The sequence below is a fragment of the Kiloniella sp. EL199 genome (genome assembly GCF_900313065.1).
Taxonomy (GTDB): Bacteria; Pseudomonadota; Alphaproteobacteria; order Kiloniellales; family Kiloniellaceae; genus Kiloniella.
Map to the genome: position 1 here is coordinate 48,161 of NZ_OMPU01000004.1, position 26,658 is coordinate 74,818.

Annotated in this window: 21 protein-coding genes; 4 read left to right on the top strand and 17 right to left on the bottom strand. The window is 46.1% G+C overall.

Features of this window, described 5'->3' with window-relative positions:
- Nucleotides 1–11: 11 nt before the first annotated feature.
- The 5 genes from D9A03_RS00950 to D9A03_RS00970 all read right to left on the bottom strand — a co-directional run bounded on the left by D9A03_RS00950 (nt 12) and on the right by D9A03_RS00970 (nt 4,592).
- Nucleotides 12–275, bottom strand: coding sequence for a ribbon-helix-helix domain-containing protein (locus tag D9A03_RS00950; RefSeq protein ID WP_120495370.1), 264 nt, complete (start codon nt 273–275; stop codon nt 12–14).
- Between the two features lie 134 nt (nt 276–409).
- Nucleotides 410–868, bottom strand: coding sequence for an 8-oxo-dGTP diphosphatase MutT (gene mutT, locus D9A03_RS00955; RefSeq protein ID WP_120495371.1), 459 nt, complete (start codon nt 866–868; stop codon nt 410–412).
- Between the two features lie 53 nt (nt 869–921).
- Nucleotides 922–2,154 (bottom strand): bifunctional glutamate N-acetyltransferase/amino-acid acetyltransferase ArgJ, encoded by a 1,233-nt coding sequence (gene argJ, locus D9A03_RS00960; RefSeq protein ID WP_120495372.1) that lies wholly within the window; start codon nt 2,152–2,154, stop codon nt 922–924.
- 86 nt (nt 2,155–2,240) lie between these two features.
- Nucleotides 2,241–3,194: a peptidylprolyl isomerase gene (locus D9A03_RS00965; RefSeq protein ID WP_120495373.1), complete on the bottom strand. Its 954-nt coding sequence runs from the start codon at nt 3,192–3,194 to the stop codon at nt 2,241–2,243.
- Nucleotides 3,195–3,329: 135 nt separating this feature from the next.
- Nucleotides 3,330–4,592, bottom strand: a complete 1,263-nt coding sequence (locus D9A03_RS00970; RefSeq protein WP_120495374.1) for a peptidylprolyl isomerase — start codon at nt 4,590–4,592, stop codon at nt 3,330–3,332.
- Between the two features lie 250 nt (nt 4,593–4,842).
- Between D9A03_RS00970 and secA the strand changes: the two genes are divergently transcribed.
- On the top strand, nt 4,843–7,518 hold the full coding sequence (gene secA, locus D9A03_RS00975; protein ID WP_120495375.1) for a preprotein translocase subunit SecA: 2,676 nt from the start codon (nt 4,843–4,845) through the stop codon (nt 7,516–7,518).
- 116 nt (nt 7,519–7,634) lie between these two features.
- On the opposite strand, the gene D9A03_RS00980 is transcribed toward secA, so the two are convergent.
- Both D9A03_RS00980 and acdA read right to left on the bottom strand, forming a co-directional pair.
- Nucleotides 7,635–9,248, bottom strand: a complete 1,614-nt coding sequence (locus tag D9A03_RS00980) for a thiamine pyrophosphate-binding protein (protein WP_120495636.1) — start codon at nt 9,246–9,248, stop codon at nt 7,635–7,637.
- A 104-nt stretch (nt 9,249–9,352) separates the two neighbouring features.
- Nucleotides 9,353–10,648, bottom strand: coding sequence for a 3-sulfinopropanoyl-CoA desulfinase (acdA, locus tag D9A03_RS00985; protein WP_120495376.1), 1,296 nt, complete (start codon nt 10,646–10,648; stop codon nt 9,353–9,355).
- Nucleotides 10,649–10,778: 130 nt separating this feature from the next.
- Between acdA and D9A03_RS00990 the strand changes: the two genes are divergently transcribed.
- Complete coding sequence (locus D9A03_RS00990) at nt 10,779–11,666, top strand: LysR family transcriptional regulator (protein WP_120495377.1); 888 nt, start codon at nt 10,779–10,781, stop codon at nt 11,664–11,666.
- A 115-nt stretch (nt 11,667–11,781) separates the two neighbouring features.
- Nucleotides 11,782–13,878, top strand: a complete 2,097-nt coding sequence (locus D9A03_RS00995) for a molybdopterin-dependent oxidoreductase (protein ID WP_254054947.1) — start codon at nt 11,782–11,784, stop codon at nt 13,876–13,878.
- Between the two features lie 80 nt (nt 13,879–13,958).
- On the opposite strand, the gene D9A03_RS01000 is transcribed toward D9A03_RS00995, so the two are convergent.
- The 10 genes from D9A03_RS01000 to D9A03_RS01040 all read right to left on the bottom strand — a co-directional run bounded on the left by D9A03_RS01000 (nt 13,959) and on the right by D9A03_RS01040 (nt 25,155).
- Nucleotides 13,959–14,915 carry an acetyl-CoA carboxylase carboxyltransferase subunit alpha gene (locus D9A03_RS01000; protein WP_120495378.1) on the bottom strand — a complete coding sequence of 319 codons (957 nt, stop codon included), beginning with the start codon at nt 14,913–14,915 and terminating at the stop codon, nt 13,959–13,961.
- Nucleotides 14,916–15,117: 202 nt separating this feature from the next.
- Entirely contained in the window at nt 15,118–16,113 is a 996-nt protein-coding gene (locus tag D9A03_RS01005; protein ID WP_120495379.1) for a CoA ester lyase, read from the bottom strand.
- A gap of 232 nt (nt 16,114–16,345) precedes the next feature.
- A complete protein-coding gene (gene xerD, locus D9A03_RS01010; protein WP_120495380.1) occupies nt 16,346–17,269 on the bottom strand; it encodes a site-specific tyrosine recombinase XerD in 924 nt (307 codons plus the stop codon).
- 17 nt (nt 17,270–17,286) lie between these two features.
- A complete protein-coding gene (locus D9A03_RS01015; RefSeq protein WP_162937908.1) occupies nt 17,287–19,146 on the bottom strand; it encodes a hypothetical protein in 1,860 nt (619 codons plus the stop codon).
- Nucleotides 19,127–19,267, bottom strand: a complete 141-nt coding sequence (locus tag D9A03_RS19710) for a hypothetical protein (RefSeq protein ID WP_162937909.1) — start codon at nt 19,265–19,267, stop codon at nt 19,127–19,129. The genes D9A03_RS01015 and D9A03_RS19710 overlap by 20 nt, the downstream gene beginning before the upstream one ends.
- Before the next feature lie 151 nt (nt 19,268–19,418).
- Nucleotides 19,419–20,216, bottom strand: coding sequence for an SDR family oxidoreductase (locus D9A03_RS01020; RefSeq protein WP_120495382.1), 798 nt, complete (start codon nt 20,214–20,216; stop codon nt 19,419–19,421).
- Nucleotides 20,217–20,366: 150 nt separating this feature from the next.
- On the bottom strand, nt 20,367–22,028 hold the full coding sequence (locus D9A03_RS01025) for a glycoside hydrolase family 3 protein (RefSeq protein WP_120495383.1): 1,662 nt from the start codon (nt 22,026–22,028) through the stop codon (nt 20,367–20,369).
- A gap of 83 nt (nt 22,029–22,111) precedes the next feature.
- A complete protein-coding gene (locus D9A03_RS01030; protein WP_120495384.1) occupies nt 22,112–22,888 on the bottom strand; it encodes an ATP-binding cassette domain-containing protein in 777 nt (258 codons plus the stop codon).
- The gene (locus D9A03_RS01035) at nt 22,885–23,850 is read right to left on the bottom strand and encodes an ABC transporter permease (RefSeq protein ID WP_120495385.1); all 966 of its coding nucleotides are present in this window, start codon (nt 23,848–23,850) and stop codon (nt 22,885–22,887) included. The genes D9A03_RS01030 and D9A03_RS01035 overlap by 4 nt, the downstream gene beginning before the upstream one ends.
- Before the next feature lie 198 nt (nt 23,851–24,048).
- Entirely contained in the window at nt 24,049–25,155 is a 1,107-nt protein-coding gene (locus tag D9A03_RS01040; protein ID WP_254054949.1) for a substrate-binding domain-containing protein, read from the bottom strand.
- A gap of 194 nt (nt 25,156–25,349) precedes the next feature.
- Between D9A03_RS01040 and D9A03_RS01045 the strand changes: the two genes are divergently transcribed.
- Nucleotides 25,350–26,591: an ROK family transcriptional regulator gene (locus D9A03_RS01045; RefSeq protein ID WP_120495387.1), complete on the top strand. Its 1,242-nt coding sequence runs from the start codon at nt 25,350–25,352 to the stop codon at nt 26,589–26,591.
- The last annotated feature ends 67 nt before the right edge of the window (nt 26,592–26,658 follow it).

The following is a 26,658-nucleotide window of genomic DNA, read 5'->3' on the forward strand; positions in this document are numbered from 1 at the left end:
TGTTTCAAGAATTAGATCGCCTCGCCAAGAAATGTTTCAACATCCCCTGATTGGCCTGATACTGCTGCGTTTCTAAAATAAATAAGAATATAAACTCGAATCGCTGCCGTCAGAGAAGAGTCTTCTTTTGCCTCGTCAATCTGTGTACAAAGTTCGCCAATCGGACAATTCTCACGCACACAAATTTCAAAAAGCGCTTCCCACATATCCGGTTCCAGACGTAAAGAGGTTCTTCGCCCCTTAAGCGTGATGTTACGGTTTACTAGTGTTGACATTAACCCCAATTGCGTCAGTGTTTTGCACCCGGACGCACCCCTCAAAAAGATGCCTGGTATTCCCCTCGCAATCCAATAAACCAGACTTATTAATCAGCAAGCAAGACTCGTCATTGGAATTACTACCTCAAAGTCTATAGCAAATCCCGTAGCAATGCCACCAAAGGCTCATCTGCTGGCGGCATTGGATAGTCGCGCAACCGCACAGGGCGAACCCAGGCAAACTCCTGCCCCTCAAGTGCGGTGATCTTGCCTTCCCAAATACGGCATACAAATAACGGCATCAATAAATGAAAGTCATCATAACTATGTGATGCAAAGGCAATAGGCGCGAGACAGGAAGATCGTGTGTCAATACCAAGCTCTTCTTTCAATTCACGAACCAAGGCTTGTTCCGGTGTTTCACCCGGGTCAACCTTGCCCCCCGGGAATTCCCATAACCCGGCCATAGATTTACCCACAGGGCGCTGTGCCAGCAGAACACGTCCGTCACTGTCAACCAAAGCTGCAGCAGCAACCAGCACAATCGGTTTAGCCGCATCGTGCCTTTTTTCAGCGGCCCAGCACCCCAATTCTTCTTCAGAAGAGTCCATTAAATATATCCTGAAATTTTATCTGACCGTCAAATCCCGAATTAGAATCGTGATTAGCTGCGATAATCCGCATTGATTTCGATATAACCATGCGTCAAATCACAGGTCCACACCGTCGCCTGTCCATCAGCAATCCCGATATCAACAGCAATCGAAATCTCTTGCCCTCGCATATGTTGTGCAACAGGTCCCTCATCAAAATCATCAACCCGCTGACCATCTTTTGCTATCGTAACACCACCCATGGCAATGGAAAGTTTATCACGATCTGCCCGCTCACCAGATTTACCAACAGCCATAACCACCCGGCCCCAATTGGCATCTTCACCGGCAATGGCGGTTTTTACCAAAGGGGAATTTGCAATGGCTAATCCTACACGACGTGCGGCCTGGTCTGTTTCCGCCCCGGTTACGGCAATAGAAATAAACTTACTTGCACCTTCACCATCCCGAACAACCTGGTGAGCCAAATCCTTCAGGATTGTATTCAATGCCAGGACAAAGTCTGCGAGTTCTGGCGCATTGATATCATTGTAGAGCGTGTTTCCTGCTTTCCCTGTAGCACAGAGAAGCACCGTATCACTTGTTGAAGTGTCACTATCAACCGTAATTGAATTGAAAGACAAATCTGCGCCATTTGAGATGAAATTTTGAACCATTGCCGGAGACAGAGCTGCATCTGTTGCAACAAAACTCAGCATTGTTGCCATATCGGGCGCGATCATTCCTGATCCTTTGGCAATGCCATTAATCGTTACAGCTTTCCCATCAATCCAGGTTTTGATTGTTGCCCCTTTGGCAAAGGTATCTGTTGTCATAATAGCTTCGGCAGCATCCTGCCAACTATCAGATCTTAGGTCAGTTTTCAAATCTCCCAGGGCTGATGTTATTCTTTCATCAGGTAATGGCTCACCAATAACCCCGGTTGAAGCAACAAAAACTGTATTTTCAGCACAATTCAGTTCCCGGGCAGTAGCCTCAACGGTCCGGGCAACAGATGCTTCTCCCAATTTACCGGTAAAAGCATTGGCGTTTCCTGAGTTTACAACAATTGCTCTGGCTTCCCCGGACTTTAAATGATCACGGCAACACTCAACAGGCGCTGAACAGGTAAGGGAACGAGTCAAAACTCCGCCAACTGCCGTGCCTTCATCAAAACTCATCAAAAGAACATCCCTACGCCCCTGATACTTTACACCGCAAGCTTTCGTTGAAAGCTTTACACCATTTATTTCAGGCATCTCCGGAAAACTCACCGGTGCGAGCGGAGATCTTTGAAGTTCCATTGCCAAATCCTACCTATTCACAGCCACAAACAGAAACCACCAAAAAGCCCGGCCAAACCGTTGTAGATCAAGCCGGACTTTTCATATTATTCACTGGCAGGCTTTTCTTCGTTTTCTGCCTCTTCATTTTCTGTTTCTACCGGCGCGGCCTCGTCAGTCTCAGCACCAATTATCTCAATCTGTACCCCATCTTTGAGATTATCGACAATACCTTCATATGCACTTCTTGAAAGTTCCGAGCGGAGTTGACCGTCGAGTTGTTCCTTTGTTGGCTGTTCAGAATCACGTTCGTCATCAACTTTAATAACGTGCCATCCAAATCTGGTTTGAACAGGAGCTGTAGAATGTTCACCAACTTTCATGCCAAAAGCAGCATCTGAAAAAGGCTTAACCATCTGTTCAGCCTTAAAGAATCCCAAGTCTCCACCACCTGGCCCGCTTGGACCAGTAGAATGTTCTTTGGCTAAAGTCGCAAAATCAGCGCCTTCGTCCAGTTGCTTGATCAGATCTTTCCCAGTTTCTTCTTTTTCCACAAGAATATGTCTGGCAGAAACTTCACGGACTGCCGGGTTTTCAGTCAAATAATCCTGATAAGCTTTCTCAACGGCTTCGTCCGTGACTTCTTTTTCAAGAGCTCTATTCAAGAAAATTTCAACTAGAATTCTTTCTTTAACTTCACCTACCCGTTTTTGAACTTCTGGATCATTTTCCAAACCACTTGTCGTGGCTTCTTTCGTGATTAACTTCAAATCCACAACCTGCCCTACAAGTTCAGGCAGAATAAGATCAATCTGTTCTTGTGGAATATTTGGAATACTTTCGGCAAACTTCACAACTTCAGAGCGGCGAATTTCGATGTCACCAACCTTGGCCATTACCGGATCATCACCGACAGGAGCATCTGATACTATCTCAGAAGCCTGATCACCGCCAAGGAAAGGCAGTGTTCCCCCTTTTACTCCATAGGAATAACCAGCATACGCCGCACCAGCAAGGGCAACGATACCGACAAGAGGCAAGATAATCTGTTTTGCAGACATGTAGAGATAACTCCTTATTAATTACATTTGGAAAGCAGTCTTTTGGCTGCCATTTCCGTTAATCGATCAGCACCAAACTCCATGACTGTGTCAGGAGAAAGGCGATATTTACTTTTTATTTAATTCACCAGTTAATCAGTTAGCCGGAAAAACAGATATATCAGCCTCTTTTCTTAAATCACGAACCATAAGCGCAACCAACTCGCGACTGATTTGCTCCTTGATTTCAGCACGCATAGATTCGAAAGTTGGTTGTTTTACATCCCGCTTGTCTTCCAGTTTAATAACGTGCCATCCAAAATCAGTAGCAACTGGTGCTTTTGTATAAGTCCCCGGGGCCAAGGAAAAAGCTGCCGACGCAAACTCGGGATCCATATCCTTTCGTTTGAACCAACCCAAGTCACCTCCCTTTTCAGCAGAAGGGCCCTTGGAAAATTTCTTCGCCAGCAAATGGAATTCAGCACCATTATCCAAAGCAATAACCAATGCCAAAGCTTCATTTCGGGTTTCAACCAGAATATGGCGGGCACGAATTTCCGCATTTACCACATTCTCTCTAAGCAGAGCGAAGTACCTGTCTTTTAGCATACTTTCAGAGATCATTTCTTCGAGTTGCTGTTCAAGATAAGAATCACGGATAATCTTCTCTTCGGCCAGGGCCAGCTTTCTTTTTACTTCAGCCTTTTCGTCCACATCAGCATCAGCACCGGCATGCGCCAGAAGTTTCAAATCGATTGCACGATCAAGAAGGATCGGAAACATTGTCTCAAGCTGTCCCTGATATTGCTCAGGTAATTTTTTTGCTGCCTGTGTTATATCCTGCCAATAGATTTCATCTCCCTCAACAACGGCAACAACCGGGTTCTCGCGCGCCAGACGATCCAATTCATCTTCGGTTTTGGTCAAGGATAATTTATTTTGTTCGTCAGAAGCTACAGGGATATTTCCTTGAGTTTCTAAACTCCCTGGTAACGCATTTTGAAAAGTCGGTTCTGTTGATAAATCTTCAACAACAATATTGTCTTCAGACTTTCTTGGAGTGTCTTCAGTAAACCCGGGAGGCGGAGCAAGTCCGTCCCTTTCCTGCCCCGGAACAATTTCTACCACAGGAACGTCTTCAGGGGCCTCTGTAACAGGTTCTGCTGGTGCTGCCTGAATTACATCATCATTGGCCGTCGACGTGTTTTCATCAGGTGAAGGAGCAACAACATCATCATTCGTAATTTTGGGTGTTTCTTCTTCCTCGTCATCTCCAAAAAGAAACTTCAAAAGCTTTCCACCACTTTCACGCTGTTCTTTTTTCCAGTCTTCTTCTGCGTTTTGCTGCGCACTGCTTTCCTGCACAAAACTTGTCGCGATCAAAAAGATGCAAAGAATAATAACTTTACGGAAATTCATTTAAATTCTGGCTCCGGCTCAGAAGAAATAAAAAAGTTTCTCCTTACTACAACAAAGTCGCTACAACCTAAAGCCAGTATCAATGAAATACTCATATTCGATGACTACAAACTATAAAAGCAATGCTTCTGCGTTATTTTCCAGCGATTGAATCCAGCTTCACATTGACATAAGCCAGCCTGCGCCCTATGTCTCACATTGACTTTTTATAACCAAATCTTGAACTGCGTTTTCACGCAAGGGGTACTCAATGCTCGGTGCGCTTGTGAAGCGGATGTTTGGCTCTGCCAATGACCGTTACCTAAAAGGCCTTAACTCTATTGTCCTGTCTATCAACAGCTTTGAAGCAGAGTTGGAAAAACTCTCTGACGACGATATCAAAGGACAAACAGAAAAGTTACGCGATCGCCTGAAGCAAGGAGAAACTCTCGACGATATTCTGCCAGAAGCTTTTGCAACTGTCCGTGAAGCATCTCGAAGAACTCTTGGCTTGAGGCACTTTGACGTTCAGATGATGGGCGGCATCGTCCTCCACCGAGGCATGATCAGTGAAATGGCAACAGGTGAAGGTAAAACACTCGTAGCTACATTACCTGTTTATCTGAATGCAATTGAAGGCAAAGGTGTTCACGTCGTCACTGTTAACGATTACCTCGCCAAACGTGACGCAGAGTGGATGGGACAGATCTATCGCTTTCTGGGGATGACAGTTGGATGTGTCTTCCCGGGTCAGGGAGAAGAAGAACGCGCCTTTGCTTACAGCTGTGACATTACCTATGCCACTAACAATGAACTCGGGTTTGATTATCTTCGTGACAATATGAAGTTTGAAATCGACCAAATGGTTCAAAGAGAGTTTAACTACGCAATTGTCGATGAAGTGGATTCCATTCTCATCGATGAAGCCAGAACCCCGCTTATTATTTCTGGCCCTGCAGAAGATTCATCCGAAAGCTATATCACCATCAACAAGTATGTACCTTCGTTAACAGAAGAACATTATGAACTAGATGAAAAAACACGCTCAGTAACTCTGACAGATGAAGGCGTCGATTTTATAGAGCAAAAACTCATAAACGACGGCGTGATGCAAGGTTCTCTCTACGAGATTGAGAACGTCAGTACACTCCATCATATCAATCAGGCACTGAAAGCGCATAAATTATTCCAGCGTGATAAAGATTACATTGTCAAAGACAATAAAGTTGTCATCATTGACGAGTTCACTGGCCGTATGATGGAAGGGCGCCGTTTCTCGGAAGGTCTGCATCAAGCCCTTGAAGCGAAAGAAAATGCTGATATCCAGCAGGAAAATCAAACTTTAGCGTCGATCACTTTCCAGAATTACTTCCGACTCTACCCCAAGTTGGCTGGCATGACAGGTACTGCGATGACCGAAGCTGAAGAGTTTTCGGCTATCTATGCATTAGATGTTATTTCCATGACAACCAATTTACCATGTATCCGTATTGATCATGACGACGAAGTCTATCGTACAGGTCAGGAACGTGATACAGCGATTGTCAAGCAGATCAAAGAATGCCATGAACGTCAGCAACCTGTCCTTGTAGGTACGGTAACGATTGAAAAATCAGAATACCTTTCTGCCTTACTCAAGAAAGAAAAGATTGAGCACAAGGTTCTCAACGCGCGCTATCATGAACAGGAAGCCATGATTGTTGCACAGGCGGGTTCACCCGGGGCCGTAACAATCGCAACGAACATGGCCGGTCGTGGTACAGATATTAAACTGGGCGGCAATGAAGAAATGCGCATCGAGCAAGAAACGCTCGGCATAACTGAAGAAGCACGGAAGCAAGCCAAAGCAGCTGAAATATCCACTGAAGTTGCTGCAAACAAAGAGATTGTAAACAAGGCTGGCGGCCTGTTTATGATCGGTAGCGAACGCCATGAAAGTCGTCGTATCGACAATCAGCTTCGCGGTCGTTCCGGCCGTCAGTCTGACCCCGGCGCATCCAAATTCTTCCTTAGTCTCGAAGATGATCTGATGCGTATTTTTGGATCCGAACGCATGGATTCAATGCTTCAGAAACTTGGCCTTGAAGACGGCGAAGCCATTATTCATCCATGGGTGAATAAAGCGCTGGAAAAAGCACAGAAAAAAGTCGAAGCCAGAAACTTTGAAATTCGTAAGAACATCCTCAAGTTTGATGATGTGATGAATGACCAGCGTAAAGTGATTTACGAACAGCGCAAAGAAGTTATGTCCGCAGAGGAAGTTAAGGACACTGTCGCTTCCATGCGTCATGAAGTTCTAGAAGATCTCGTAACACGCACCATTCCGGCCAATGCCTATGCGGAACAGTGGGAATTGGACAGCCTGCACGAAGAATGCTTGCGCCTTCTAAGCATGAATCTTCCTGTTAAGGACTGGGCTGACGAAGAAGGCATTGCCGATCAGGAAATTCTGGATCGCATTCTTCAAGCCAGTAATGAGAAAATGGCTGCAAAGACAGCCAACTATGGCCCGGAAGTTATGCGCTCTCTGGAAAAACAACTACTCCTGATGGTGCTCGACAAGCAGTGGAAAGAACACCTGTTGTCCCTTGATCATCTAAAGCAAGCTGTTGGCCTGCGTGCTTACGGACAAAAAAACCCACTCGACGAATATAAACGTGAAGCATTCGAAATGTTTGAAAGCATGCTTGATTCAGTACGTGATGAATTGACAATGCTGATGCATCGTTTTGAACTGCAAACTCCGGAAAATGCAACGGTTCCACGCCAGCAGCAAGAGATGCACGAGTCCAGACAGGATCCTGCGCAAGTAACTGGCACGACAACAGTACAAGCAAAAGAATTTGACCAAAACGATCCGTCGACATGGGGTAAAACCAGCCGTAATGCGGCATGCCCTTGTGGATCAGGCAAAAAGTACAAACATTGCCACGGAAAACTAAGTTAAAACTTACCTAAACCTATATAGTTGGGTTTAGAAACCAGCTTATAACAAAGGCGGCTCTTTGGCCGCCTTTGTTATGTCTGCTAAAATTCCTCTGGAATACTTGGTATATCCCGGAATTAAAACTTCCCGTCATAGGATTCACGCTTTATATGAGCTGCGATCAAGGTAAATTTCTCGCCCTCAAATGCTGTGCTCAGAGCTTTTTGTAACTCATCGCGACTTCGGGCATTGATACCAATCCCCCCCATGGCATCAGCCAAGGCCGCAAAATCAGTACCCCCGAAGTCAACAGCAAGGTTTTCCCTGCCACTTCCGCGCTGCTTCAATTCAATCAAAGCAAGTGATGCATCAACAAAGACAACAACGACAACCGGTAACTTCAAATCTCTGAGTGTAGATAATTCACCAAGAATCATCTCTAGCCCTGCGTCTCCGGTAAAGGCAACTACAGGCAAATCAGGTGAGGCAACTTTAGCTCCCATCGCTAATGGTAAAGCACACCCCATCGTGCACAAACCACTGGATTGAATAAGGGTGTGAGGTTCCCGACAGACCCATTGTTGACTTTGCAAAATTCTATGCGCCCCGGAATCAACAGATGCAAGACCATGATCGGGCAGCGCCTTGCGCACCTCATCAACTATTGCTGACGGTCCCCATTCTTCATCACGAGGAAACGCAGCCGTGATATTTTGCTTTGCCTTGGCAAAAGCGCCATCCCCCCAAACAGAACCCAGCTCTAGCCCCTGATCCAGCATCGCTAATGCAGGAGCTAAAGAGCCAACAAAGGTAAAGCTGGCCCTATGCATACCATGCAAATTCGACTCAAGCGTAAATTCGGCAACAAACTGCCTTTCAGGTTCCCAAACATCCTGCCAGCCATGGCGCATTTCAATAGGGTCGTAGCCTATCAACAGAATACAATCACTTTTCTCGATTAAAGGCAGTATGGTTTTATCGGCTTTTGGAGAAAGCCCCGCCCCGCCAAGAGAAAGAGGGTGATCATCAGCAACAACACCTTTTGCTTTATAGGTAGCAACAGATGGAATCCCATGCTTTAGAAGAAAGTCTTTTACTTCTGCTTCAGCTCCCTCACTGAGTATCTCCAGTCCCAAAACAGCCAAAGGCCTTTCAGCTTTGGACAATCGGTTCCTCAATTCAGAAAAGCTTGGATCATCCACAGGGGCTGTGGGCAAATAATTCGGTTGCCATTCTTTTGGCGCCCAGTCCTGAACCTTTGCAGCCAAAGAAATCGGTACATCAATGTGCACAGGTCCAGGGCGACCTGATTGTGCTAAGGACAAAGCTTTATCAACAATGCGATCAACCGCGCCATCCACAAGGGTAAAACTACCCTTCACGACTGGCTCCAGTGCCTTGCAATGATCAAACACCTGATGTGTATAGCTTGCCATGTCATAGTCATCGACCCGGCCCGTCAGAAAAATCAACGGCACTCGATCCTGATGTGCATTGGCTATGACGTTAAAAGCATTGGCCATACCCGGTCCCAGCGTCGCGAAAAGAACGCCCGGAGCACCCGTGCGATGATAGGTGCCTTCGGCCATAAAACCCGCGCCGTTTTCATGCTTGGTTAGCACAATTTCAAGCCCTGCCCGATCAAGCGCATGCATCACACTCAGAACTTCACCACCCGGAATACCGAATGCATGGCGGCATCCTGCATCAAAAAGGCGTTGGGCAAGAATATCGGCGGTCGTCAAGCTCATTTCGGCTTCTCTCAAGTTAATCATTTATACACAACACTAGACACTCGCTCTCAACAGCGAGTTACTTAAAATCAGATGTTTAGCAGTATTTTATTGCTCTGTATTTAACAGTTAGAGCTATGCTGAACAACTGACCGTAAATCGTCCATAGAAGATTTATCAGATGAACGAGCCAGATAGCCATCTCTTGTCTGTGGAAACTTGCGGTTTAGCAAATCAGAAGCGATCACATTTCTGAGAACCTGTGCTGTCCCACCACCAATGGTAAACATCCGTGCATCACGAACCATACGTTCAACCGGATTACGTCTGGAATAACCAGCTGCGCCATGCATCTGTAATGCGTTATTTGTCACGGACACAGCCATCTCAGACGTAAAGAGCTTTGCTTGCGCAGCCTTTGTTTTATCTGGGAATCCTTCCCCGGAAACAGCTTCATTTATCAAAGCCCTTGCCGCACTGATCTGAACGGACATATCGGCAAGCATCCATTGAAGTCCCTGAAATTCGCAGATTGGCCGCCCGAACTGCTCTCGTTTTTGGATAAAGCTTTCAGCCTGTTCATAGGCTCCGACCGCAATACCAAGTGCAACGGCAGCAGCCCCCACACGTTGCCCATTATAGGCCATCATAAGATCACCAAAGCCTTTTCTAAGACCAGATGGCGGCTGTAACATCATGTCAGATGGTACATGCAAATCTTTCAAATGAACCTCAGTTTCAGGAATTCCCCGTAACCCCATCGTTGGCTCACGTCGCCCAATGGATAGTCCTTCGGCACCTGGCTCTCCTCGGATAACAAGAAAACCTGCAATTCCTTGAGGCTCATCATTTTCATAAACCCGCGCGAAGATAAGATGTAGTCGCGACACGCCACCACCGGTAATCCAGTGTTTTGTACCGTTCAAGACATAGCCATTACCGACTTTATCAGCACGCGTAGTCATTTCAGTGGCGGCAGAGCCACTTTCAGGCTCCGTTATACATATGGCCGGTTTATCACCATCCAGAACCAACTCAGCAGCGAGTTTTTTTTGCTTTTCCGTGCCATAGGCCATGATAGCCCCAATGGCACCCATATTGGCTTCAACAGCAATACGACTGGTAACGCCACAGGCTTTTGCCACTTCTTCAACCAACACAACAGCTTCTCGATACCCGGCCCCCGCGCCCCCATAAGCCTTTGGTATTGTCATGCCCATAAAGCCAGCATCCCGTAAAACAAAGCAGTTTTCCCAAGGATACATCTCTGCAGAATCAATCGATGCAGCCCGAGGTGCAAAGACATCCTGTGCCAGACTTCGGGCGCGTTGCCGAATGTCTTCAATCCCAAACAGACGTGATTTCTCTGTTTTATCAGAAGCTTCCGAGGCATCTAAACGATCAAGATCTGCAAGCATTTGGTTTCTCCATCCGGTTTCCCCGGGCAACAGGGCATAGGTATTCACTCCCTTTATTATCTCGCCCTTGATTTCTTCAAATCAAACGAATTAAAATGACTTTTTCCTTCAATTATTTTGATGTTATTTCATGGGTATTCGCCAACTCCGCACTTTAATAGAAATTGCTGAAACCGGCAGTTTTCAGGCTGCAGCAGAAAAGTTGGGATTAACTCATTCCGCAATCAGCATGCAGATCAAGTCATTAGAGGACGAGTTACAGACAGCACTGTTTGATCGAACTCGGCGTCCACCAGACCTTAATCCTGCGGGCATTCGGTTGTTGGGGAAAGCACAAGAAATCATCAAGCTTTACGATTCCCTATCGGAAGCGGGATCGAAAACCGGGGATCTGTCCGGCCTATTGAGACTGGGGGCCATCCCAAGTGCAACATCTTCCTTTTTACCCGAAGTCCTTGCCCAACTGGGACAAGAACACCCACGTTTGCATGTCCGGCTCGAAAGTGGGTTGAGCACCGAACTAACCCGTGAACTGATACAGGGAAAACTGGATTGTATTATCATCACAGAAGCCCAGCGTCTGGACGCAGCACTGAAATCAACAAAACTCAGAGAAGAACGTCTTGTCGTCATTGCCCAGAAAAACATTGAGAATGAAAAAATCGCCAAGACCAAAGATGGGGATATTGCCCTCTTAAGCCAACTGCCTTTTGTCCGTTTCAACCATCTAACGGGGGTTGGACGTGTTATAGAACAAAGCCTTAAAAACAGAGGCGCAAACCTCAGAGAAGCCATGGAACTTGATTCTCTCGAAGCCATCCAGCGTATGGTTGCCAAGGGTTTGGGTGCAGCAATTGTTCCCGAAAGCAGCCTCGAAGACAAATCAAATCTGTTGGTTCGTCCCTTTGGCAAGCCAAGCACAACACGGACAGTTTCACTGGTCGAGAAACATCGCGGACAACGCCCGGATCTGACAGGAATTCTAGCGACAACACTAAAAGAAATCCTGAATAGCTAATTCAGAAAAAGCGGCACCAAGCCAATCTAATAAATGGACCTACTAGAACAAAGAATTGGCCCTATCCTGCGATGTGTAATCACGAGTCCAAAAAGATTACATCAGGAAAGATGAGATGAAGCGCAATTTCGCGTATGGAGCCGAAGAAATGTCCCTGGATACCGCGTCCGCTGCAACAAACTTGCACAGTAAACCCAGTGTTTGCCCCCTCGATTGCCCCGACACCTGTAGTCTGTCCGTCGTAACGGACGGAAAACACATCATTCAGGTCCGCGGGTCTGATGCCAATCCTTACACTGCTGGCGCTATATGCAAAAAGGTATCCGACTATTATCCAGACTTCATTCATGGAGAACGCCGTTTAACGCAACCTCTATTGCGAACCGGTCCCAGAGGATCATTGGAATATAAAGCTATTAGCTGGGATGAGGCCTTTGATCATATATACAACGGCTTAAATTCTGCTATTGAAAAGTATGGTCCTCAGTCCGTGCTACCATTCAACTATGCAGGACCACATGGACAGCTCGCTGGTGGTTCAATGGATTTTCGATTTTTCCATAAACTAGGCGCGACCCAACTCGACAGAGGCCCTCTATGTGGAGCTGTGCGCGGAACAGCCTACACCAGTCTGTTTGGGAACGCCCCCGGTATGGAGCCAGAACAAGCGGTTAAATCTGATCTGATTGTTGTGGCGAGTAATAACGTCACGGTCTCGAATTTGCATTTAGCGCGGATTATTAAAACAGCCAAAAAGAATGGCGCAAAGCTAATTGTTATTGACCCCAAGAAAGTAAAAATAGCGGAACAGGCTGATCTTTTTATTCAAATCAAGCCCGGGACAGATATCGTTCTCTTTCTGGCACTGGCTGCTGAGCTGGAAAAGCGTTCTGCACTAGACACCGATTTTATTAATCGTTGGGTCTATGGAATAGACGAATATCTGAAGGCCGCAAAAAAATACTCCTTGGACGACGCTGCAAAAATTTGCCAAATTCCCATAGAGCAGATTCAAGAGTTTTTGAATATCTATACCACTGCAAAAAATGTTTCCATGTCAGTTGGGAATGGCGCAGAACGCGGCCATTCTGGTGGCTCCTCTATCCGAGCCGCAATGGCCCTTCAGGTTATAACAGGTAACATGGGGCGGGCCGGTGCTGGTGTCATTGCCAAACAAGGTCTCGCGTTCCCTGCAACAACAAACAAACTCAGACGCCCGGATCTGGCACCGGAAGGAACCAGAATGCTCAACATCGTTGATGTTGCCAAACACATACTCGACGATAGTCTGGCTCCACCGATCAAAGCTGTCTTTATCTATAATCACAACCCGGTTTGTACCCACCCGGATCAAAACAGAATGCGTCGGGCGCTCAGCCGGGAAGATGTTTTTATCGTGGGGTGTGATGTCGAGATGAACGACAGCATGACCTATGCTGATGTTATTCTGCCAGCATCAAGCCATTTCGAATTCCCTGATATCTATGCCGCTTATGGTCAAGCCCATCTGCAAAGGGCAGAACCTGTTATTCCCACTGTGGGAAGTTCCCTACCCAATACCGAAATCTTCCGTAGACTGGCCGCACGCTTCGAATTTAACGATGATACATTTAAAGCAGATGATTACCAACTGATGGATGAAGCCTATGATCCCGATGCACCACAGATGAAGGGCCTTCGCCCCAGCGAAGTACCTATTGATAGATCTTTGCCCATGCTGGCTGAAAACGATCAGGAACTCATCATGTGCCAAACAGTTTTCCCAGCAACAAAATCAGGGAAAATAGAACTCTACTCTGAAGATTTGGAACAACAGTTTGGATATGGCCTTCCCCGTTATGAAGAAGTCGAACAGGATCTTCCGTTTGCCTTGATCTCCCCTTCGTCCAGTAAACGGACAAACGCAACCTTTGGCGGGCACAAAGACTCAATTGCCATAGAGCAACTAGAAATTCATCCAGAAGATGCTCAGACAAAGGGTATTACGGACAACTCAAGGGTCAAAATATGGAATGCGCTGGGGGAAGTTATTTTACTGGCTAAAGTGACCGACAAGGTGAAACCCGGTGTTTTTTATTCACCAAAGGGTACATGGCTAAAATCAAGTGCTTCCGGTCAAACGGTTAATGCCTTGATCAATTCAGAAACCAGAACAGATATCATGTCCGGTGCTTGTTATAATGACACCTTTGTTGATATAGCTCCGGCTTGAGAACACTCAACTTACATGTTTGCTGTGCATAAAAAAGGCCGCTGAAAAGCGGCCTTTCACATAATCTAGTTGGCAAAAAATCAGAGACCTTTTTGCCCCATCTCCAAGAATTTATCACGACGCTTTTGACGAAGCTCTGCACCACCAAACTGAGAAAGTTCTTGTAAATGCTTTTCGATGCTATCGCCCAAAGCAGCAATACATACATCTTTAGCACGATGCGCACCGCCCATTGGTTCTGCGATAACCTCATCAATTACCCCAAGAATTTCCAGATCTTGAGCCGTCAATTTAAGAGCTTCAGCAGCTTCTTTAGCCTGATCACCAGAGCGCCAGAGAATAGAGGCACAGCCCTCGGGAGAAATCACGGAATAGATTGAATGTTCAAGCATCAAGACAGTATTCGCAGCGGCCAGAGCAATCGCACCACCTGAACCACCTTCGCCGATAACAGCCGAGACAAGTGGAACTTTGATCGCAAGGCACTTTTCGATACTACGTGCAATCGCTTCGGATTGACCGCGCTCTTCTGCCCCAACACCAGGATAGGCACCAGCCGTATCAACCAAGGTGATAACAGGTAACTCAAAGCGTTCTGCCATATCCATCAAACGCTGTGCTTTACGGTAACCTTCCGGGCGTGCCATACCGAAGTTGTGCTTCACACGGCTGTGCATGTCAGCGCCTTTTTCCTGACCAATCACAACAACGGATTGACCACGAAAACGCCCCAAGCCACCCAAAATGGCAAAATCTTCGGCAAACGCCCGATCCCCGGCCAACGGTGTGTAGTCTTCGATCAGCGCCTCAATATAGTCCTTGCAATGAGGACGATCAGGATGGCGCGCAACAAGTGTTTTTTGCCAAGGGCTCAACTTTGCGTATGTTTGGCGCAACAGCTTGTCAGCCTTTGCTTCCAGCTTGGAAACTTCGTCGGCAATGTTCACATCACTGCTGCTGTCAGACAGATGCCGCAGGCCTTCAATCTTACCAGCAAGCTCAGCAATCGGTTTTTCGAAATCTAGGAAATTTTGCATAAGGCGTTGTCTATCACATCGTGAAAATCAGTCAACAAATATAGTCGTCGCATAGTATCTTTCAAACGCGCAATTTCAAGTTTTTGCTTAATTCTGGTTACGCAAGTTATTCCCCGATCAACATAACAAAAGGCCACACATAACAAAGACCGGCCCTTTCAGGGGCCGGCCAACGTCATAACTCAAATCCTGTTATGCAGTCTTAACCTTCGGATGCTGCATCAACTGAGGCAATTTCTTTCGCCTTTTCAACCATCACACTTGCCTGTCGAATAGAGGCAATATCAATAAGCCTCCCATCCAGAGAAACAGCTCCTTTACCTTCACGCTGGGCCTGTTCCATCGCGTCTAGAATGCGGTTCGCTTTGTTTACTTCGGCTTCTGACGGGCTGTTAACCTCATTTGCAATTCCAATCTGGTTCGGATGGATCGCCCACTTCCCTTCACAGCCCAGAATTGTCGCTCTGTTTGCTTGGGCACGATATCCTTCCGGGTCAGAAAAGTCACCAAAGGGGCCATCAATAGCACGAAGGCCGTTCGCACGTGCAGCAACAACCATGCGCGCAATAGCATAATGCCACATATCTCCCCAGTGAAAATCTCTTGGTGTGTCACCATCAATATCTGTTAAAACACCATACATCGGATTGGGGCCGCCGATGCCTGTCGTTCGGGCCTTCGTCGATGCTGCATAGTCCGCGACACCAAAATGCAGGCTTTCATTTCGTTTCGATACAGCCGCAATTTCATTGATATTCTGCATACCCAAGGCCGTTTCAATAATCATTTCAAAGCCAACAGCTTTCTGGCGACCTTTGGCTGCTTCAACCTGTGTGCACAACATATCCAATGCATAGATATCTGCCGCAGTACCTACCTTGGGGATCATAAACAAATCCAGTCTATCCCCAGCCTGTTCGAGCACATCAATCACATCCCGATACATATAGGAAGTATCCAGACCGTTAATACGAACCGACAGGGTTTTGTTCCCCCAATCGATATCGTTTATTGCCTCTATGACATTTTTACGCGCCTGCTCTTTATCGTCTGGTGCAACCGCATCTTCCAAATCCAGAAAAATTACATCTGCTTTGGATGCCGCCGCTTTTTCAAACAATACGGGATTACTTCCCGGGACAGCCAGTTCACTACGATTGAGACGTGAAGTGGTTTCTTCTGGAATTGTAAAGCTCATGTCTTACTCCCTTGGGTTCCGGTTCGCTTTCGATTTCAGCCAACTCTTATTGTGCACCGCAACATAAACTGTGACCTGACAAATGAATTCTGTCAAGCTCGTGGAAATTCTGTGAAAGAAAAATTGCGCGCGTTGCCACAAAAACTGGCGCGAAAATACCCGATCAAGACCAGAGGATAGTTCTGAAGTTATGACAATATTCGCTATATAAAAGTGATCAGGATAAAAGAGATCAGGATTTTGAAGACAAGGGATGCTTTTCAAATACCAGTTTCTGCAAACGCTCCTGCAAAACATGGGTATAAATCTGGGTTGTCGAGATATCAGAATGTCCCAGCATTTTCTGTACAGATCTCAAATCAGCACCATTTTCCAACAGATGGGTCGCAAAAGCATGACGCAAAACATGCGGAGATACCTTGGATGGCATGACGCCACTTTTTATAGCTAGCTCTTTTAGAAGCTGACCGACGCGATGACGTGTCAGGTAACCACTCTTCCCACGAGAAGGGAAAACCCATCCCGCATCTTTGACTTTATCCTGCCCGAGATTTATAAAAAAATTATCACGTATTAGAAGATACCGGTCCAGTGCCTCACGCGCCTGAGGACTAAGAGGAACAAGCCGCTCTTTATTTCCTTTTCCCATTACAGTTAAAATACGGGAGTCACGCTGCGTTTGGGATATCTTCAAAGATACGAGTTCACTCACCCGCATCCCAGTAGCATATAACAGCTCGATTAGCGCACAAAGGCGCAAACCTTCGTCTGTCTGATCGTCTTGTGCAGCTTTCAAAAGAGCATCGGTATCTTCCACAGAAAGAAATTTTGGCAACGCTTGCGCCATACGCGGCGTGCCTATTTCCGCGACAGGATTATCTTGTCGCACACCTTCTTCCATAAGAAATAAATAAAACTGTTTTAAGGAAGACAAGTGGCGTGCCTGCGTTCGGGCACTTAGCGCCTCTACGGTTAGATCAGCCAAATAAGCCTTAATATCCGATGCTTCAACAGCCACTATATCTTTTCGGCGGCAAGACAAAAAATCATCAAACCGCATCAGATCACGTTCGTATGCTTCCAGAGTATTTTGGCTGGCCCCGCGTTCAGCAGACATCATCTCCAAAAAAGTGGAGATTCTGGATGCAGAAAACATCAAGAACCAGCCATCAATTAGATGCCACTAAGAACAGTTGCTTCAATTGCCAGCGACCGCGCTTCATTTTGTAGTCCAACGGAATAAAGAGCTTCCACGACACCTCCCAAGGCAAGACTGTGCGTATCACCAGGACCTTCTTCGCCCAGAATAATCAGACTAAGAAGAACTACCTCTGCCAAACGTCCGCCGTTTTGTGCATCCTTCAGGGCATAGAGCAAAGCTGCCGATGGCGCCAAACCGGGTGATGTTATTTCCAACGAAGCAAGCTCGCCCCAGCTCAGACGGGTATTTTCACCAAGCGCCTGCATACACGAGCGTAACATAACTAACTGTTGATTTAGAACTTCAGGCCCGACATCACTTTGCGCGGACGCCCAGCCCTTCAAGGTGCCATAGCGTTCACCACCTTCCATGCCGGAAAGTCGGGCATAGGGCCAAAGCGCCGTCAAATTGGCAGCTGCGGTTTCCTCGCTCAACATATACTGACGCGCCAAAAGCAGCCACGCATCCGCCCGTTCACGCTGTCCTGCCAAATAAAGCGTACGCCCAGCAGGTAGAGCAAACCACGTTAAATCCGCCGAATGAGGAATTTCAGCCACCAGATCTGCAATGACTCGTGACATCAGGAACGCTGTTCCATCAACCTCTGCCTGATCAAGAGCTGCTTTAACAATCTCGGCCCGTGCTGCAGGCACAGCCTGCAACTGCGCTGCTTGCAGGAACAGTGCTCGTAATGCAGAGCCATCGCGTTTGATTTCACCGCCGACAACAGCATCAATCTCTTCCGGTTCAAAAGCATAACCGCTATAAAGATTAACGAGTATATCTGGCGCTAACGCCCCGCTTTTTACAGCCGCCTCAGCCGCATAAACACGCCGTTCCAAAGAGTATTCTTCTGCCTTGACCAAAGCATCTCGAACACCGGGGTTCAGAAAATTGTCCAGCTCTTCAGGTAGTTGAGAGCTTGAAAGAGCTGCCAGTGCCCAATGTATGGGTTCAACACGTCCGGCACTTTTACCGGACAGTTTGATATTTGCCCCTGAAGCAGCAAGAGCAAGTTCTTCAAAAAGGGGGTCCGCTTCTTCGCCTGTTTCCCTCAAAAGATCCAAGCCTAGAAGTGCCTGATCAACCTGTTTTTGCAAAAAGTGGCAATAGACCATGCCACGTATCCAGTAACTGTCTTTACCTGTTGCAGACTTTCCCTGAATAACCTGACAGGCATCGCCATTTTTTCCAGTCATCAAAAGACTGTCACTTCGGTAACGTGCCTGTTGCTCGCTATCAGAACGTGTTGGAATTCTCTGAAACAGATTATCAAGATCCGAATAAGCGCCTAACTCAGCTAATTTTTCCAATCGAAGAGAAAGAAGGCTTTGCTCACTCTGCAATGGTTTGTCATCCAACGGCCGTCCGGCACTGGATAACAGCATTCTCTTTGCCAGATTGTTGCCTATCGCGGAATTGTAGCTCACAGGCATCTGCTTAATCAGAGCAAAAACATCCTGCAACGAACTTTGTCGCCACATGTCATAACCAAGCCCGCCTTGCCCGGGACTAAGTGTGCCTATGCTGTCCAGATCAAGACCACCAAGACTATCGACTTGTATCCCGCCAGAGCTAACAGGTGTACTTTCAATACCAGGCGTAGCAGGAGTCTCTGATAAAGGCTGACCAGTTATCGATTGATCAGATGTCGGTTGCTGCGGGATTAATTGAGTCTGCGCATAAGAGGACGCGCCTATACCAACAGAAAATGCCCCAATGGAAAGCCTTAAAGCAGTCCCCACGAGGATCGACTTGGACAAATTGGCAGATTTAGACAATTTGGCAGAATCAAGTAATTTGAACGACATCTTATTTGGTAAGGCGATCATTGGGAATGACCTTTTCCACATTTGCAGAAGGCGCGGGAATATCCCACGTCAAAAGGAAAACACCCCCTGCAAGCAAAGCACCGATCAGGATAACAAAGACAAAAAGGCCGAATTTCTTCATGGAGCGTAAGCTTCACTCTATCTGTTTGGGTCAATAAGCTATTCATAACACCATATATCTATCACTAGAGTATGGCGAGATTGGGACAGTCTAAAACCCGGTTTTGTATCTGTAAACAACCTGTTGGGGTACAGCTCTTTTTATTTGGACTTCAGTTGAGGGACAATCCTTCTGTATGCCCATCCACTGTCAAAACCTGACCTGAAATTTTGCTTCCCTGTGGTGAAGAGGCAAAGAGAATCATATTCGCGATATCTTCCGGTGAGACGAAAGTTCTCATTGATGTCTGTTTTTCGAATTGTTCACGCACCACATCAGGCGAAACATTTTGCGCTTGGGCAGATGCTTCAATGACCCGATCCATCCGTGGTCCTGACACAGAACCTGGCGCAACCGCATTTACCCGAATACCATAAGGCCCAAGTTCCATGGCCATTGTTTTGCTTATACCAACAACAGCCCACTTAGCCGCGGCATAAGGTGTCCGATAGGGAAATCCGAACAATCCCCCAGTAGAAGAAAGATTGAAAATTGCACCACTTCTTTGCATTTTCATCAAAGGGATGGCTTCGCGAGAAAAAAGAAACTGAGAATCAATATTCACAGAAATGCATTTTTGCCATGCATCATAATCCAGAGTTTCCAGTTCACCTGTGGGACCAGCAATACCCGCGTTATTAACCAAAACATCCAAGCCAGAAAAGCTTGCTTTCAAATCAGCGAATAACGTCTTAACTCCCGCCTCATCTGTCACATCAAGCAAGCTTTTCGTTAACTGGCCTTCCTTTTTAGGATCGCTTTCAAAAGAAAAATCATCCAACGCTTTGGGATCAATATCACAAACATGTACATTAGCCCCTTCGCGAAGAAAGGCCTCTGCTGTGGCCCTCCCCAACCCTGCGGCTCCTGCTGTAATAAGAACGCGATATCCCTGAAGATTTAAATCCATCCATCAAGTCCTTCCAAGCTCAGTTTTCCATGAATAACCCTAGAGAGTCAAAAGAAGTACACCATACAGATTTTCTGAATTTTGAAACAAAATGCGTCATACAAGTTGATATCATTCAAAATCAAATTCTGAACAACACCAAGAGCACATCTACCCCATACTCTCTTTTTTCTCTTTAACAATGAACCGGGCCATTGCCCGCGCAGAACAAGCACGACTGGAATAGGCGGCGACATAGGTACTTAGATCAGGATGAGAGCGAAGTTCATAGTCACTTCGAAGCGCACACACCACCATCTTACCCTTGGTCATCTGAACAAGTTGTTCCAGCCGCTCTGCCTGAAAATCAACATCATAGTCCATACCCGGCAATGGATAGTCTTCGGTAACACCAATCACAATATCCTCGTCACCAAAACAGCGTTCACCAGCAAGATAATCTTGCAACTCGGCCTCTGATAAAATCTCTATATCCGTCCCAGCGTCTGCCGACATTTTTTTAAGTTCTTCGCAAAGCACATCAAAAGCGGCACTGGGATCATTTGGTCCAATACCACGTGTATTAACGACCATCTGATGAGCCTCGGCAGCACTAAGACCAAGTAGTTTTACTTTGCCAACAAGGGGAAGAAGATTGTCTCTGTCCTTGACAATACGAATGGCTTTTTCTGCAGCAAGATCAGCAAGACCACGATGTTTTTCAGTTGAAATATCCTGAAGATTTGCGTTGCAAAGGTCCATATTCGTTGCCAATTGAATCCGCAGGCAGAAAATTCTTTCCAAAGCATCTTCAACCACATCCAAAGCAAGATCACCTGCTGCAACAGCCTCGACGACACCATCAATAGTTGCCCTTTGCTTGGCGATATAATTTGTTGCATCATGCTCGTAATGCTCTTCAGATAACATGACAATGTCGCAACCAGCTTTCAGCGCAAGAATAGCAGATTCAGCAGGATCATAGTTCTTCCGCATCCCCCACATGTTCATGCTGTCAGTCACAATCACCCTCTGAAAGCCCATTCTGTCGCGTAATAAATCACGCATAATCTTGGGGGAAAGAGTTGCAGGAAAATCAGGATCAATTTGTGGAAAATTAATGTGTGAAGTCATGATCATTGGCAATCCGGCATCAATGGCCGTCTGAAAAGGAATCAGATCCTGATCCAGTAAATAAGACAGACTTCTATCGACAGTTGGCAACAAGCGATGACTATCTTCACTGGTATCACCGTGTCCCGGAAAGTGTTTTCCGCAGCACACAATGTGATTATCCAAAGCCCCTTCAACAGCAGCCCTCACATGCCTGGCAACTTTATCGCGATCTTCCCCGAACGAGCGTGTTCCAATAATTGGATTATCCGGATTGCTGTTGATATCGGAACAAGGGGACAAGATAACATTGTAACCACATGCCATCATTTCTCGTGCATAGATACCATAAACCTCATGCGTTAAAGATGTATCATCCGCAGATCCCAAAGCAAGATTTCCAGGGCCTGTCGTGGTTTCAGAAACGGCGACACCCCATGCTCCTTCCTGATCCACGCCAAAAATCAGCGGCAGATCAAGCATTGTCAAGCTTGCCGCAGCTTGCAAAGTTTGCGTCAGATTTCGAGCTTCGGATACTGTCTCGGCGTTATCCTGGGAAATGTAGAACCCGGATATATAACGTTCCTGAACAAGTTCTCTGGCATAGGTGAGATCTTTGCCACCAAAGGCCAACATAAAGAGCTGCCCCACCTTTTGTTCCAACGTAAGCTTCGCTATTAACTCACGCGCATCCGCACGTGCATTTTCCAACACACCCATTGTTCTTTCCTTCAAATTTTGTTGCCTGAAGTAAGCTAAACCCTGCCTAAAGACATACAGAACGTCTTAAGATAAACGCCTGATCAAGCAGCCCGTTTTGCACCGGTGATAAGCCCTACAAGATCATCTGGCGTAATATCCTCAATCAGTACATTCGCCGCAGCACGTCCGTGACGTAAAACCACCGCACGGTGACAAACTTCCATAACGTGTTGAATATTATGGCTAATCAAAAGTACTGAGATACCCTGTGAGCTAATCAGTTTAATCAGGTTATTCACCTGAGCAGCCTGCTCGACCCCTAACGCCGCTGTTGGCTCATCCATAATAACAATGTCTGCACCCCAATTTACAGCACGGGCAATAGACACAGCTTGACGCTGTCCGCCCGACAGATTTTTGATTTCTTCCTTGAAAGATGGAATACGGGAATTCAGGCGTTTCAGGGCAATTTCACTCTGGCGACTCATTTCCTTGTGATCCAACCACCCAAAGAATTTCAAAACAGGGTTCGATGAAAGAATCTCGCGATTCAAAAACAGGTTCTTGGAAACATCAAAATTCGGGATAACAGCCAAGTCCTGAAAAACAGTTTCAACGCCTTGATCCCGTGCATCTTGTGGAGATTTAATATCGACTTTCTGTCCATTGATCAGAATTTCGCCGCTATCTTGAGGATGCACCCCAGAGATACAGCGAACCAACGTCGATTTACCGGCACCGTTATCCCCGAGAAGTCCAACAACTTCGCCTTTCAAGATTGAGAAACTGACGCCCTTCAACGCTTGTACACCGCCAAAGGACTTGTGAATTTCTTTCACTTCCAAGGCATTATCCGGCACATGATATTCAGCAGTCATCTTCTGTCCTCCTTAACACCAATGGCAACGGCAACGATAAGAATAAGACCTCTTGCGATGATTTGCTCATTTGTGGAAAACCCCCACAAAATAAGGCCATTGTTGATAACGCCCATCAGCCAGGAACCAACAACAGCCCCTGCAACGGACGCCCGCCCGCCAAAAAGGCTTGTGCCACCAATTGCCACCGCCGCTATAACAGTCAGCAAGTCAGCTTCACCAAGGCTATATCTCGCCCCATGCAAACGTCCGGCATACAGCATTCCCGCCATTGCAGCCGCTCCACCAGCAATCACCATTGCTGTGATTTTTACCTTCACCACATTAATGCCGAGGGCACGGGATGCCGTGGGGTTACCGCCAACGGCCAACAGATGACTGCCAAATCTGGTTTTCGAGAGAAAAACCCACCCTAAAACCAATGCGAACAGGGTCCAGATAAACATAACCGACACGGGGCCAAAGCTTCCTGAGCCAAAAATATAGGTGAAGCTATCGTTCGTGATCGGAATAGATTCAAGATTAGTAATGACCCGGGCAATTCCAGAAATCACCCCCATTGATCCAAGAGTGATAAGTAACGAGGACACTTTGAGCCATTCAGTCAAAACACCGTTTATTAACCCAACAAGCATACCTGCACTCAAGCCTGCAAACACAGCCACAGGCCAAGGGACAATATCAACCAGCAAACCACAGACAAGCGCAGACAAAGCAACAACAGAGCCAACAGAAAGGTCAATATGCCCCACAGCCAGAGCAAATGTCATACCCACGGCCATGACTGTAATCGGCGTGGTCTGTCGAATAATGTTCATAAAGTTCGGAGTTGATAAAAACGCCGTTTCAGAAAGCACGACAGCAAAAAAGGCAATTACGAGTATCAACGCGTAATAAACAAAATACTCTCGGTTAAGAATTTTATGAAACACCGGAGAATGTGTTTCAGACAGGAAAGTCATATCAATACCTTAGTTAAGGCCTCATCAATCAAAATAACAAAGATACCCACAAAAACTGCAATGCTTTGCAATTCAATCCTTATCAATCAGGGAATTATATCGAAAAGACCCGAAAGATAAAAAGAGAGGAATGGATAACGATACCATCACCCATTCCCCAGAGGATAAGTGATCTTTGTAAGGTGAAAAGCTCTACAACTATTGCAGCGCATCACTCAGTTTTTTCGGGATTGGGCGACGTAAAGACTTCTCCCAGGTGACAGCCAGATTATCCCTGGTCACCTTATCATAGCCAACGACAGAAAAGGCCGGAGATTCTTTATCCAAAAGTCCATAGACACCAAGCATTGCCATAGCTTGACCGATTTCATAGGGTCTGTCCGCAACCGTACCGTACATGTTACCTTGTTTGATCATATCCAGCGCATTATTTTGCCCCAGATCATGCGTGATAACCTTCACATCACTCCGCCCCTGTGCTCGTAATGCTTCAATCACACCTTCAGCCGCGACATCCCAGGCAACATAAATTCCCTTGAGATCCGGGTTCTGTAGAACCATTGCAGAAGCAAGCTCAAAAGTCTGCCCCTCTTCAGTGAAGCCTTTTCCCGAGACAATTTCTACATCTGCATGTTTTTCCTGAATGGCAGTACGAAAAGCGTTGTCACGATTATTGGTGATGAAATAACTGGCATCATGATAAATGAAACCGATTTTACCTGTCCCGCCAATTGCATCGCTCATCATTTCTGCCGCAGCAACGCCCATACCGTACATATCATCAGTTACAATACCTGTGTATTCGCTATTGGGTTTATATCCTGCAATTGGATTAGACAGCAGAACAAGTTCAGTTCCCTTATCTACAGCAGGTTTGAAAGCTGCTCCACCACTGACTGGATCAATAACCAATGTCAGAATAATATCAGGATTCAGAGCCAAAACATTTTCGACATCACTCGCCTGTCGCGCAGAGTCAAATTGCGCATCTGTTGTCGCAACAACTTCAATGCCCAATTCCTCAAATTTTGTCTTGGCTCCTTCTGTAACTGCATTAACCCAGTCACCAGAAGCATGCCAAACCAATGCCGCTTTGTAGTTTTTGTTTTTGATCGCAGCTGCTTCATCAGAGTTAATAGCAATATTACCTGCAGGTTGTGCCGCATTTCCATTTGGACCTTCTGGCGACTTGCTTAAATCAATCCTTTCAAGCGGTCCCGCCTGGGTCGCTGAAATGCCAACGGCAATTCCGGCCATCAACAAAGAAACCCAGGATAATGTTTTAATTTTTTTCACACCAAGCACGTCAGTCTCCCGTTTGTTATTTATTTGTTCATTTAATGGTATTAAAAATTTCATATTTGTCAAATATTTTGACAAATCATTATTATTAAAATAAATTCAATATGTTATATATTTAAATTTGCTATTTTCGTTTTACCCGGTAGATTAAAACGCACAAATTACAAATCCGAATTACAAACAAGGCCTTTAGCTTCATGCCCCCAAAAGGGACCAATTTAGAACAGACGAAAGCCCACAATCTGCGCCTGGTTTTAAGTGAAATACTTTCCGGCGATGAAATCTCACGTGCAGATATTGCCAAACGTACAGGTTTGACTCGCCAGACAATTTCTAACTTGGTCGAGAAACTCCTTGAAGCAAACTTTGTTACCGAGGGTAATTACAAAAAGGGTGGTGCAGGAAAACCCTCACGGATACTCCAGATATCATCGACAGCTGCCTTTAGTATCGGTATTCGGATTGAAATCAACAAAATTGCCATTAGTCTGGTTGATCTATCTGGAAACCTGATGCATTCAGAACAGGTTGATGCAACCTATTCCACTGATGAAGATGTTATTCGCCTGATCGAACCACTTTGTCTTGATGTCCTAAGAGATACCAAGACCGACATCAGGCGCGTGCTAGGCATCGGAATCATCATGGCAGAAAATGACGATCGAAATCACCGTCACGCCACCAGCGATCTGATAACAGATCCGAAAAACATTGCTGAACTTCTATACAAAGAACTGAAGATACCCACCTTTCTTGAAACCGCTGCCGCTGCTGCTGCTTTAGCAGAGTTTCTACAAGGAAGTGCTCGAAATTTCAGAAATTTCATCTACCTCTTTATAGGACCTGACTTGTCCGCAGGCCTGATGGTTGATGGTAAAATCTATGGCGGCAGATCAGCGCGCGCAGGATCTATCGGGCACCTTGTTGTGAATATAAACGGCCCTATTTGCACCTGTGGCAATCCGGGATGCCTAAATGGGTATATATCTTTGGAATCATTGACTACCTACTTGCAAAAACAAGACAAAATACAGCGTGATCCCTATGATTCTTTCGCAGACATCCCCCCGAATGATCCAAGGGTGATATCCTGGCTTGAACAACAAGCTGAATATTTCAGGGTTGGTATAAATTCACTCGAAAATCTTTACGATCCTGAAACAATCATATTAGGAGGTGATTGTCCTGATTGGTTTCTTGAAGCTGTTATCCGTTTATCCAGACCATTTATGCGATCGATCAGCGAAAGAGGAGAAAGAGACCTTCCACGTGTAATCAAATCGCCGCACGCAGATCAAATGGTACAGAAGGGAGCGGCAACCCTGCCAATACATGCTGCCTTAGGGGAAGAAAATGCAGCTTATAAATCCCAAGCACAGTTTGGCGTTTCTTACCAAAGACTTTCAGAGTTGTTGGGCCATTACATCAATGAGAAGTGATCTCCCCGACCAAATTATATTCCAGAAGCGAACAAAGACCGGAATTCGCACTTAAATCTGCCTCTCG